Genomic DNA, 12,367 nt, shown 5'->3' on the forward strand with positions numbered 1-12,367 from the left:
ATCATGCTTAAACGGGTATTTTACAGCTATCAGTATATTTATGCTATTTTTTCTATAACCAGTGCGCTGGCGCCACCACCGCCGTTACAAATACCGGCAACACCAATTTTGCCATCGTTTTGTGCCAGTACCGAAAGGAGGGTAACCACAATGCGGGCGCCTGATGCTCCCAGCGGGTGACCCAACGATACTGCACCACCATTTACATTTACCTGGCTATCGTTTAAAGCGAGCAATTGGTTGTTGGCAATAGAAACTACAGAGAAAGCCTCGTTAATTTCGAAGAAATCGACAGCTTTAATATCAATATTGGCTTTGTGCAAGGCTAGTGGAATGGCTTTAGAAGGAGCGGTAGTAAACCACTCTGGCGCTTGTTGCGCATCGGCATAGCTTAATATTTTGGCCAGGGGTTTTATACCCAGTTCTTTTGCTTTATCGGCACTCATTAAAACCAATGCTGCTGCGCCATCATTCAGGGTAGAGGCATTTGCGGCCGTAACCGTTCCATCTTTTTTAAAAACGGGCTTTAGTGCTGGTATTTTATCAAATTTAACTGCTGTAGGCTCGTCGTCGGTATCAATTAAAGTAACCTCGCCCTTGCGGTCTTTTACTTCTACGGCTACAATTTCGCCGGCAAATTTTCCGGCAGTTTGTGCTGCCTGAGCTCTTTTGTACGAGTTAATGGCAAAATCGTCCTGTGCCTCGCGGCTAATGTTACACTCAGTAGCGCAAAGCTCTGCTGCCGATCCCATGTGGTAATCGTTGTAAACATCCCAAAGACCATCTTTTACCAATCCGTCAGTCACTTGCCCGTGACCTAAGCGGTAGCCATTTCTTGCTTTATCGAGATAGTAGGGTACATTGCTCATGCTTTCCATACCGCCAGCCACAATAATATCGTTATCGCCATTGGCAATGCTTTGTGCTGCCAGCATAATGGCTTTGGTACCCGATGCGCAAACTTTATTTATAGTAGTAGCCGGTAAATCGGGCAAGCCGGCAAACTTGGCAGCCTGCGTGGCCGGAGCCTGACCTAAATTGGCCGATAAAACGTTGCCCATGTACACTTCCTGAATCTGTTCGGGCTTTAAACCTGCTTTTTCTATAGCCGCTTTAATGGCAAAGCCGCCAAGCTGGGTAGCCGAAAACTGGGCTAAAGCACCACCAAAACTGCCAATAGGCGTTCTAACAGCCGATACGATTACAACTTCTTTCATGTAAACTAAATTTTTTATGAATTTTTGGTTAGGCCGCTAAGTTAGTTAAACTGCTTATGTTTCCAAAACCTGCAGCACTTAAATGACGTATGGCAAATGATTTAGTAGGTATGATGTTTGTATTTGTGGTGAAAAGAAGTCGGGTTTAAACCGGCAGGATGCATATAAAATTTGCGGTGAAAAGTAGTCAAGTTTAAACTGGCATGATGCATATAAAATTGCGTTGAAAAGAAGTCAAGTTTAAACCAGCGTGGTGCATATAAAACTTGACTTCTTTGGTAAGTAAATATTTTTTGAAAATCTGTGTTCCAGTGTTCATGGCGGCCTGTAGTCCTGCTATCCCTCCAAGTCCTCACTCATACTTCGCTCCGGGCTTTCCGTTCTATCAGGTTTATTGGGCAAAGCCTGTGGTTCTAGTGCGACAAACCTCGCAGGTTTTTAAAACCTGCGAGGTTTAATTCGGCGTTTATGTTATTTAAAACCTGCGAGGTTTATTTAGAACTAGAACGGTGGGTTTTTGCGTTAGGGATTGTAAGGGTTTAGTGCCGGTTTTTAACCGGTACCGGAGCGCAGCGCAGCCCTGAAAAGCCCGACCCTTTCCCGATTTTTCATCGGGAAGGGAACGCCCAGGTTAGTTAACAGTTAACAGTTTGCAATTAACAGTTGGCAGTTTGCAGTTAACAGTTTCTATTCTTCTTTCGCCTTGCCTTTCTTTCGCGATTTTACAGCCTGCGTAAGTAAAAATTCGATCTGCCCGTTAGTGCTCCTGAATTCATCGGCAGCCCAGGTTTCTACTTCTTTTAATAAAGCAGGACTAATTCTTAATACAAACGCTTTTTTATCTTTCTCCGCCATCTTTATTGTATTGCCTGTATGTTGTACCTGGTTTTTAAATTGATGAGGAACATTTCCATTTCATCGATTTTATTCGAACTGAACAACAATTTTTTACCGTTTTTAAATTCCAGCTGCAAGCCCCTGTTTTTATCATTTAAAATATACGCCTTATCGTTAAATTTAAACCAAAGGCGGGTTTTAACACCATAACCGCCATATTCTGAAAATGCATCGTACTTTCTGATATAAGCCTTTTCAATACTCGTCCATTGGTAAACGCTGGGTTTGAAATGAAAGGGGAAATAGCGGAAAGAAATGCCTTCGATGTTAATTTTTAAGGTTAGCTGGTTTTGCTGGATTAAAAAAATAATTAAAAAAGGGAGTAGAATGGCAAAAGCAGGGGCGTAGTACATTTTTTTAAATTGATGCAGGGCTTCGCCATCTTTTTGAAAGATCAGGATGAGTAAAGTGGGCAGCACGGTTATTGCTGTTACCAGATATAGCCACCAGATCTTTAAGCCTTGTTTCTCCTCAAATTCCATTATCCTAATTGTATAAGGTGCCGGTGTTTACTACGGGTTGCACATGGCGGTCGCCACAAAGTACCACGAGCAGGTTGCTCACCATTGCCGCTTTGCGTTCTTCATCAAGCTCAACAATGCCTTTTTGCGATAATTTTTCTAAAGCCATTTCTACCATGCCTACCGCGCCTTCTACAATAAGTTTACGCGCCGCAATTACTGCTGTAGCCTGCTGGCGTTGTAACATGGCACTGGCAATTTCGGGTGCATAGGCCAGGTGCGAAATGCGGGCTTCCAACACTTCAATACCTGCTCTTGATAAACGCTCGTTCAATTCGTTTTCTAAAAACTCGCTCACTTTTTCGGCGCCATCTTTTAAGGTAATGGTATTTTCTTCGCCCTCAGCATGGTCATAAGGAAAAATGTTGGCCAAATGCCTCACTGCAGCTTCGCTCTGGATATTAACGTATTGCATGTAATTCTCTACTGAGAAAATGGCTTTGGCTGTTTCATTTACTTTCCAAACCACTACAGCAGCAATTTCGATCGGGTTACCCAGCTTATCGTTTACTTTTAGTTGTTGCCCGTTTAGGTTGTTGGCGCGTAAAGAAACTTTTCTTTTGCTGGTTAATGGGTTTACCCAAAAAAAGCCGTCGGTTTTTACCGTACCTACATATTTACCAAAGAGGGTTAATACTTTCGATTCGTTGGGGTTGTTGATAATCAATCCCGGTAAAACCAGAAAGAAATTAAAGGCCAGGATACAGCCTCCCCAAATAAAACTTTCGGTAACGAAACAGAAAATTGCCGCACCCAAAAGCGCTACAAATAAGGCGAATGTTAAATAGCCTGATGGCGGGTTAATGATTTTTTCTTGATACATGATTGATATTAATTTGATATCATAAAGTAAAATATAAAATCCGGTAATTGCAAACAAAATCTGTAAAATGTATATTGAGATAAAAATGTTAATTTTGAACATACTATAATTACACCGTTTTGGCCAAAATCAAGAGAAATTCACACAAAATCCTTTACCGTAAATATTCATCCAACCTTAAATATGTGATGATGATATTTACTGTTTTTATCATTACGCTATTCTTGCCGAAGCAGCCCCGGTTCAGGTATGAGTTTGAAAAAAATGCGGTCTGGAAGAATAAAGACCTGATTTCGCCTTTCAGTTTTGCTATTTTAAAAACTAGCCCACAGGTAAGCGCCGATAAAAAGAATGCTTTAAAGGATATTTTGCCGGTGTATCAGTTTGATAAGGAGATTACGGCAAATGCGCTTGATGAGTTTTCGAACGAGTTTGATATTAAGTGGAAATCGAAACAGCTGGATGAGAAAGGCAGGGAGGTTTATAAAAGTACGGCTTATAAACTGCTGCAATCTATTTATCAGAAAGGTATTATAGGCTTAAATGTAAAACACCAGGCCGGCAAGAAGAATTACGATTTTTCGCTTGTTGAAAATAATGTAGCCCAGGAGCACAATACGCAGGATGTTTTTACTGCAGAAACAGCCCTGAATTTTTTTAAAGCTAATTTTAAGGCACCTAATCCGGTAATGGGCGATTTGGTAGCCAATTTGGCCATCGATCACATTACACCTAATATTGTATTTGATGAACGTTTAACCAAAACGATACAGGACAATACCATCAGCAATATTTCTACCACGAAGGGGATGGTGCAGAAAGGCGAACTGATAGTAGCCAAAAACGACGTAATAGACGAAGAGATTTACCAGAAACTCGAATCGTATAAGGCCACTTACGATGCGCAAACCAAAACGATAGGGAGCAGGGCACTGGTTTATTTAGGCCAGGTGGTACTGGTTGGCTTTATCCTTACCATATTAATGTCGTTCCTGTTCCTGTTCCGTAAAGATATCTTTGCCGATAACCGGCAGCTCTCATTAATCCTGATTGTTACCACAGGCATGCTGCTGGCGCTTACCTGGGCTATCAAAATAGAAATACCGAGTCTTTATTATATACCATTCTGTGTGGTGCCGATTATTATCAGGATTCTGTTCGATACGCGTTTGGCGCTCTACCTGCATATGCTGGTGATTTTAATAGCAGGATTTTTTGTGGCCAATAGCTTCGAATTTGTGTTTTACCAGGTTACAGCCGGGATGGTGGCTATTTTCAGTATTAAAAACTTTGTTAAGCGCGAGCGCTTTTTGGTTTCGGCTTTATTTATTTTGCTGGCCTACTTTGTAGCCTTTGTAGGTATTGCTTTGCTGCGTGAGGGCTCGTTCCGCGAAATTGAATGGCTTAATTTTATTCCTTTCGTATTTAGCGTGTTGTTGTCGCTGCTGGCTTATCCTTTAATTTACCTGTTCGAACGTATTTTTGGTATCACATCTGATGTGGCGCTGATTGAGCTGACCAATACGAATAATAAACTGCTCAGGGAGCTTGCTTTTAAAGCACCAGGTACATTCCAACACTCGTTACAGGTGGCGAACCTGGCCGAGGCTGCCATATTTAAAATAGGAGGTAATTCGGTGCTGGTAAGGGCAGGTGCGCTGTACCATGATATTGGTAAGGTAGACAACCCGCAATATTTTATCGAGAACCAGAATACGGCCGTGAGTCCGCACGATAAACTACCTTATGAGCAGAGTGCACAGATCATTATTCAGCACGTACATAAAGGAATTGAAATTTTAAGAAAGAACCAGATTCCGGAAGCGATTATCGATTTTATCAGAACGCACCACGGAAATACCCGGGTCGATTATTTTTATCAGTCGTTTTTGAAAAATTCGCCCGAAAAATTCGTCGACGAAAACATTTTTCGCTACCCCGGACCGATACCTTTTAGCAAAGAAACTGGTGTGTTAATGTTGGCAGATTCGGTCGAAGCTGCCTCAAGAAGTCTGAAAAATCCGGATGCGCAGAACATAAATGACCTGGTTGAACGGATAATTAACTACAAATTGGAGCAAAATCAGCTTGATGATTGCGATTTAACGTTAAAAGATATTGAAACTATCAAATTGATATTCAAGACGATGCTGATGAGTATCTATCATGTGCGCATAGATTATCAACAATTATCATAATTTTTTTTTGCAGAATAACTTGTTTTACTATATTTGCAGACCTCAAAACAACGCCGGTAGGGCGAAAAAGAGAGGATGAAAAGGTGAGGTGCCTGAGAGGCCGAAAGGAACAGTTTGCTAAACTGTCGTACTGGTAACGGTACCGCGGGTTCGAATCCCGCCCTCACCGCTGAAAAAAAATGAACCCTGCAATGCAGGGTTTTTTTATGCGGTTTTTATTTTGTTAAATAACTGGTAATCAATATTTTACGATTTAAATTCCTTTTTTTAAGCTACTCAAATTAAAAATCACCGTAATTTGTACATTTTTCACTTTCTCTAAAAGGTATTTTAAGCGTGTTTTACAGATTAATCAATACCCACAAAATAATACTGCATTCCCAATATGATAAATAGATTCATGCAAGGGGGGATATTAATCCTGCTTAATATAGTCCTAATCTGTACCCAGTAAGATTTTACAAAGAGTGAGGTTTTGTGACAATAAAGCCGATAAGGGAAGTAATTTTCAACTCACAGTTGGCAACTCAATACATTTAATATTGATTGGACGAAACATTAATTAAGCGTCCTAAATTCGTTTGGAGTTAATCCTACACGCTGTTTGAACAAACGGTTCAGGTGCTGAGGATATTTGAAACCTAGTTCGTATGCGATTTCACTGACGGTTTTCCTGGTACCGTATATTTTGTTCTTCGCAATATCTATGATTTTATTTTGGATGTATTCTTGTGCGGTAGAACCTGTTTCTTTTTTGATCAGGTCGCCAAAATACTTTGCTGAGAAATGGAGTTGATCGGCACAGTAAGCTACAGAAGGAAATCCAAGGGTGTATGGCTTCTCAGATTCAAAATAATTGTTGAGCAAATTTTCAAATTTATCAATCACCCCCTTATTCACCGTTTCGCGGGTGATGAACTGCCTGTCATAGAAACGGTCGCAATGATTGAAAAGCAATTCGATATTGGAAGCAATAACCTTCTTGCTATGTTTATCTATTGACTGGTGCAGCTCTGTATCGATCTTTGAAAAAAGATCCAATACCAGATCCCTTTCTTTTGGCGAAAGGTGAAGTGCCTCATTTGTGTTATAACTGAAAAAGCTATACTCGGCAATGGCCTTGCCTAAAGAAGTCCCCAATAGCATATCCGGATGGAAAACCAGGCCATGGCCTACGGGCTGATAGTAGTCTACTTTATTCTCTACATCAATCATCTGTCCGGGAGAAATGAATACAAGCGTACCTTCCTGATAATCGTAGTACTCGCGGCCATACTTCAGGTCACCACATTTCACGTCTTTTAAAAAGACACAATACAGATCAAAATACATCTTAGACCCGGTCCGTTTGTTTGCTTTCGAGAAATCAAGAACACTAACCAGCGGATGGATGGTTTGATGGTTATTAAATGCATTGTATTCTGCAATTGACTTAAAGTGAAATTCCTTTTCCATAACCTGTTGTTTATGAATCAAAAATAAACATTAATCGTTGGTTTATACAGCATGCATTATCCGATCGGGAATATTGGTAGTAAAAGCAGGAATCTGTCTACACCTGATGGTGCCCATCGGTCGGATATTTGTTGAAGTAAAAAACAATGCTTTGATTGTCAGCTTGTTTTTAAATATCAAAAAATGGAAACAGTAAAATTAAATAATGGAATAGAAATGCCACTGCTGGGATTCGGAGTATTTCAGGTAACAGACCTGGCCGAATGTGAACGGAGTGTGATGGATGCAATTGAAACAGGGTACCGCTTAATTGATACAGCTGCTTCATATAGGAATGAAGAGGCTGTTGGAAAGGCTATCAAACGTAGTGGGGTCAAACGGGAAGAGTTGTTCGTTACCACTAAGTTATGGATTCAGTCAAACGGATACGATGGAACCATAAAAGCATTTAACCAGTCACTGGAAAAGTTACAACTGGATTATCTTGACCTATACCTGATCCATCAACCTTTTGGAGATGTATATGGAGAGTGGCGCGCAATGGAAGAACTTTATAAGCAAGGTAAAGTACGGGCAATAGGTGTAAGCAATTTCCAACCTGATAGGCTAATAGATCTGATTATCCACAACCAGGTTGTTCCGGCAGTTAACCAGATCGAAACTCATCCTTTTCATCAGCAGCTCGAAGCCCAGAAATTTTTGAAGGAGCAGCAAGTGCAAATCGAGTCCTGGGGACCGTTTGCCGAAGGAAAAAATAATATATTTAACGATGAACTGTTGATAGCCATTTCAAAAGAACATGGGAAATCTGTTGCCCAGGTCATACTTCGCTGGCTAGTACAACGAGGTGTGGTTGCCATCCCTAAAACAGTGAACAAAAACCGTATGGCTGAGAACTTCAATATTTTTGATTTCAAGCTAAGTGTCGAAGACATGGCTGCTATCCAGGCATTGGATACCAAAGCAAGCAGCTTTTTTGATCACCGTGATCCGGGGATGGTAAAATGGTTGGGAGAAAGAAAATTAAACGACTAAGGATAAAAATTGAGTTATGGAAAAAAGAATATTGGGAAATGGCGGACTTGAAGTATCAGCATTAGGTTTAGGTTGCATGGGACTGACGTTTGGTTATGGCCCGGCTACAGATGAAAAAGACGCGATTAGCCTCATCAGACGCGCCTATGAACTGGGCGTTACCTTTTTCGATACTGCAGAAGCCTATAGCCAGGGTGGTAACGAAAAGTTGCTTGGTAAAGCTGTTGGTTCGTTCAGGCAGCAGGTTGTCATTGCAACGAAGTTTGGTTTTCTGGACGGCGATGCCTCTAAAGGTGTCGACAGTCGTCCTGAAAGGATCAGGCAGGTTGCTGAAAATGCTTTGAGGTATTTAAATACCGATTATATTGATCTTTTCTATCAGCACCGGGTTGATCCCAATGTGCCGATGGAAGATGTAGCAGGTACCGTACAAGATTTGATTAAGGAAGGAAAGATCAGGCACTGGGGATTGTCAGAAGCAGGTGTGGATAGTATCCGTAAGGCACATGCAGTGCAGCCTGTGGCAGCATTACAGAGTGAATACTCTTTGTTTTTCAGAGAACCTGAAAAGGAGATCATTCCATTACTGAAAGAGTTGGGAATTGGTTTTGTTCCATTTAGCCCGCTGGGAAAAGGATTTCTTACGGGTGCTATTGACGAACATACTAAGTTTGATACTACCGATTTCAGAAATGTTGTGCCCCGATTTTCTCAAGACAACCGCAAAGCCAATCAGGTGCTTGTTGATGCCGTTCGTCAGCTAGCTGAAAAGAACAATGCTACTCCTGCACAGATCTCTTTGGCCTGGCTGCTGGCACAGAAGCCATGGATTGCGCCAATTCCGGGAACTACAAAAATTGCCAGGTTAGAAGAAAATGTCCTTGGAGCCCAGGTTCACCTTTCAGAAACAGAACTCGCGGTGATAGCAGAAGCATTATCCGGTATTGATGTGCAGGGAGAACGTTATCCTGCTGATCTACAGAAACGCGTTGGCAAATAAATGATAATATTTAAATCAATCTATACCCACCTAAATTAAAAACCACATGAGAAAAACTATTACCGGGGCATTATTGCTGGTACTTACCTCTGTACTTTCCTATGCCCAGGCGCCGGGAGGTCGCACATCTACGCCTTCTAAAGCTGAGCAGGAAGTATTAGACCTATCGAAAAAGAAATGGGATTGGATGGCAGATAAAAATGCAGATTCACTGGCCGTCCTGTTTGATGATAAATCTGTATTCGTACACATGGGTGGGAGCTGGGGGAAAGCACAGGAAGTAAACATAATCAAGTCGGGCGGTATTCATTACAAAAAAGCCGATATCCATTCTGCAAGTGTAAACATTATCGATAATACGGCTATCTTATTGAATAATATCACCTTGTTGGCTGTTGTAGGCGGAAACGAGGTGACCAATCTATTTATTGTGACGGAGGTTTACATCAGAGAGAACAAGAGATGGAAACTGGGTTCGCTTTCTTTTACCAAGATCAATACGCCAGGTAGTCCACGTTAAACCTTGTTAGAAAACCTTTTTGCCCGGTAGATGTTTTGGTGTTGGAAAATGGTTTAATGCTGGTTTCGGATGACTTTGCAGGTGTAATCTACCGGATCACTTATAAGAAATAATAAAGCTGGGCTTATCCGATTGGCCCGATAAAAACATAGGTAGTATGATTAAGATTAGACCAGAGATAATACTAACAGCAGTTTTACTTTCGCTTAGTTCACTTCGGGTAAGTGGCCAGCAGCAGAAAACTGGTAAGCCATTAATGATTGCTGAGCAGGGAAGTTTTGCAATTGGTGGCAAAGTGAATTTAACGCAAGGTGTATTCGATATTAAAAATGCACTCAAGCCGGATGGGCAGACTTTTCATGGAGACCATGCCTATGTTTTTTATCAGCTCCCTGTTAAGGCGCACAGGTATTCGCTGGTTTTCCTTCACGGGGCCGGGCAATCCAAAAAGACCTGGGAGACCACGCCAGACGGTCGGGAGGGTTTTCAGAACATATTCTTGAGGCGTGGGTTCGGGGTTTATCTGCTGGATCAGCCCCGCCGTGGTGAAGCCGGAAAAAGTATGGTTGCCGCAACTGTCACGCCAACTGCTGATGAACAGTTCTGGTTTACGCAGTTCCGCATTGGCAATTATCCACAGTATTTCCCTGGCGTTCAGTTTCCTCAAGATGCTGCATCTCTGGAGCAGTTCTACAGGCAAATGACCCCAAATACGGGTACGTTTGATGCTTCTGTAATAAGCGAATCAGTTTCAGCACTTTTGGATAAAATTGATGGCGGTATTCTGGTCACCCATTCGCAGGGAGGCGGTCCCGGCTGGTTAACGGGAATAAAAAACGATAAGGTAAAAGCAATAGTTGCCTATGAACCATACAGCGGATTTGTATTTCCTGAAGGGGAATTGCCTTCACCCATTGCTTCAACGGGGCTTTTTGGTGCGCTGAAAGGAACTGAAATTTCGATGGAAGATTTTAAAAAGCTTACCAGGATGCCGATTGTAATCTACTATGGCGATAACATCGCGGCTTCACCCACCTCAGTGTGGAACCAGGATCACTGGCGTTCGGGGCTTGAAATGGCCAGGCTTTGGGTAAAAACCATCAATAAACACGGCGGCGATGCCCAGGTGGTTCACCTGCCAGAGATTGGGATCAAAGGCAATACCCACTTTCCTTTTGCTGATCTGAATAACCTTGAAGTAGCCGATGTATTGTCGGCCTGGCTAAGGAAAAAAGGTTTGGATAGGTAATACGGGTAGTCTTTTCGGTAATCTGTCTACTTTATAGCCGCTTATCTTGTCGAAATTTGTAATCAGATATCAGACACAGATGAAAAGCAAATTATTATACTTTGTGGCGATGAACATGTTCATTGTCTTGTTTGCCGGTTGTACCAGCGCACAGGACCGGACTATTGATAAACCGATAAATCCAGATCAAAAGGTTCTGATTGTTTACCTCTCGCGTACCGGAAACACCAAAGCGATTGCGCAGATGATCGGGAAGCATACAGGAGGCAAGCTCATTGCACTCGAATTAGAGAAACCTTATCCGGAAAATTACCGGCAAACTGTTGACCAGGTAGCGCGTGAAAATGAATCCGGCTTTTTACCTCCGTTAAAGACAAAAATCGATAGCATAGCAAGCTATGATACAATATTCATCGGTTTCCCCACCTGGGGGATGCAGCTCCCGCCACCCATGAAAAGTTTCTTAAATAGTTACAAGCTAAAAGGAAAGCAGGTTATTCCGTTCAATACCAATGGTGGCTATGGTATAGGCAGTAGTTTTGATCAGGTGAAGGAGCTTTGTCCCGGCAGCAAAGTAATGGAAGGGTTTACCATGAAGGGTGGATCTGAACGTGATGGCAAGTTACTGATGATTGCAGGTAGTAGGGCAGTGGAAGCAGAAAATGAGGTGGTTAAATGGTTAGATCGCATTGGCTTTGCTAAATGAGAAATAAAAGAAATTAGGATGAAAAGATTAATGTATAAAATTCCGTTGCTGGCCATGCTTATCATGAATACAATAGTTTATGCAAAGGATATTGTTAAAAACACCGCGCTTAGTTTAAAGCAGCAGCGTCTGATCAATATCGCAGTTGTAGCTGCAAAGGGTGATCTGGCTAAATTGGAGCGGACCCTGAATACAGGCCTGGATAACGGTTTGACCATCAACCAGGCCAGGGAAACATTGGTTCATTTGTATGCTTATTGTGGTTTCCCTAGAAGTTTAAGAGCGCTTCAGACACTGATGACTGTGGTAGACCAGCGTAAAAGCAAGGGCATTGTAGATCAAACTGGACCAGAGGCATCAAAAACTGAAAGTAAAGAAACTAAATATGAAAGGGGCAAAAAGAACCTGCAACAGCTTACAGGTATTCCTGAAAAAGAACCAAAAACCGGGTACGCGGCATTTGCACCAGAAATAGAAGTGTTTTTGAAAGAGCATCTTTTCGCCGATTTGTTTGAACGCGATGTGCTGACTTTTGCAGAAAGAGAACTGGTGACAATTTCTGTGCTGGCAAGTATTGGTGGGGTTGAACCCATGTTAAAGTCGCACCTGAATATCTGCCTGAATCTTGGTTTTACGGCAGATCAACTGCATGAATTTTTAGGTCTTGTTAAGCAAAATATTGGTCGCAAAGAATCGAATGCGGCAAGAAAAGTTTTGCAGGAAGTGTTGGAAAATAAAAAGTGAAA

12 protein-coding genes and 1 tRNA gene are annotated in these 12,367 nt (G+C 41.9%); 8 read left to right on the forward strand and 5 right to left on the reverse strand.

Annotated elements, in window-relative coordinates:
* Nucleotides 1–38 precede the first annotated feature (38 nt).
* The 4 genes from BLR37_RS09980 to BLR37_RS09995 form a co-directional block, all read right to left on the reverse strand.
* Complete coding sequence (locus BLR37_RS09980) at nt 39–1,217, reverse strand: acetyl-CoA C-acyltransferase (RefSeq protein ID WP_090767979.1); 1,179 nt, start codon at nt 1,215–1,217, stop codon at nt 39–41.
* Between the two features lie 687 nt (nt 1,218–1,904).
* The gene (locus BLR37_RS09985) at nt 1,905–2,072 is read right to left on the reverse strand and encodes a type II toxin-antitoxin system antitoxin (protein WP_082018483.1); all 168 of its coding nucleotides are present in this window, start codon (nt 2,070–2,072) and stop codon (nt 1,905–1,907) included.
* Between the two features lie 2 nt (nt 2,073–2,074).
* Complete coding sequence (locus BLR37_RS09990; protein ID WP_090767982.1) at nt 2,075–2,596, reverse strand: hypothetical protein; 522 nt, start codon at nt 2,594–2,596, stop codon at nt 2,075–2,077.
* A 4-nt stretch (nt 2,597–2,600) separates the two neighbouring features.
* Nucleotides 2,601–3,458: an SPFH domain-containing protein gene (locus BLR37_RS09995; protein WP_039471684.1), complete on the reverse strand. Its 858-nt coding sequence runs from the start codon at nt 3,456–3,458 to the stop codon at nt 2,601–2,603.
* A gap of 191 nt (nt 3,459–3,649) precedes the next feature.
* Between BLR37_RS09995 and BLR37_RS10000 the strand changes: the two genes are divergently transcribed.
* Nucleotides 3,650–5,656, forward strand: coding sequence for an HD family phosphohydrolase (locus tag BLR37_RS10000; protein WP_090767986.1), 2,007 nt, complete (start codon nt 3,650–3,652; stop codon nt 5,654–5,656).
* A gap of 82 nt (nt 5,657–5,738) precedes the next feature.
* Nucleotides 5,739–5,825 (forward strand) — tRNA-Ser (locus tag BLR37_RS10005).
* Between the two features lie 389 nt (nt 5,826–6,214).
* Here the strand turns inward: BLR37_RS10005 and BLR37_RS10010 are convergent.
* Nucleotides 6,215–7,111 (reverse strand): helix-turn-helix domain-containing protein, encoded by an 897-nt coding sequence (locus tag BLR37_RS10010; RefSeq protein ID WP_090767988.1) that lies wholly within the window; start codon nt 7,109–7,111, stop codon nt 6,215–6,217.
* Nucleotides 7,112–7,294: 183 nt separating this feature from the next.
* Between BLR37_RS10010 and BLR37_RS10015 the strand changes: the two genes are divergently transcribed.
* From BLR37_RS10015 to BLR37_RS10040, 6 genes are all read left to right on the forward strand, one after another.
* On the forward strand, nt 7,295–8,146 hold the full coding sequence (locus BLR37_RS10015; protein ID WP_090767992.1) for an aldo/keto reductase: 852 nt from the start codon (nt 7,295–7,297) through the stop codon (nt 8,144–8,146).
* 16 nt (nt 8,147–8,162) lie between these two features.
* Nucleotides 8,163–9,146, forward strand: a complete 984-nt coding sequence (locus BLR37_RS10020) for an aldo/keto reductase (protein ID WP_090767995.1) — start codon at nt 8,163–8,165, stop codon at nt 9,144–9,146.
* Nucleotides 9,147–9,192: 46 nt separating this feature from the next.
* Nucleotides 9,193–9,666: a nuclear transport factor 2 family protein gene (locus tag BLR37_RS10025; protein ID WP_090767998.1), complete on the forward strand. Its 474-nt coding sequence runs from the start codon at nt 9,193–9,195 to the stop codon at nt 9,664–9,666.
* 157 nt (nt 9,667–9,823) lie between these two features.
* On the forward strand, nt 9,824–10,915 hold the full coding sequence (locus tag BLR37_RS10030) for an alpha/beta hydrolase (protein WP_090768001.1): 1,092 nt from the start codon (nt 9,824–9,826) through the stop codon (nt 10,913–10,915).
* Between the two features lie 79 nt (nt 10,916–10,994).
* The gene (locus BLR37_RS10035) at nt 10,995–11,621 is read left to right on the forward strand and encodes a flavodoxin (RefSeq protein WP_090768003.1); all 627 of its coding nucleotides are present in this window, start codon (nt 10,995–10,997) and stop codon (nt 11,619–11,621) included.
* An 18-nt stretch (nt 11,622–11,639) separates the two neighbouring features.
* Nucleotides 11,640–12,365, forward strand: a complete 726-nt coding sequence (locus tag BLR37_RS10040) for a carboxymuconolactone decarboxylase family protein (protein ID WP_090768006.1) — start codon at nt 11,640–11,642, stop codon at nt 12,363–12,365.
* The last annotated feature ends 2 nt before the right edge of the window (nt 12,366–12,367 follow it).

The organism is Pedobacter soli, from assembly GCF_900101435.1.
In the GTDB taxonomy this organism is placed as follows: domain Bacteria; phylum Bacteroidota; class Bacteroidia; order Sphingobacteriales; family Sphingobacteriaceae; genus Pedobacter; species Pedobacter soli.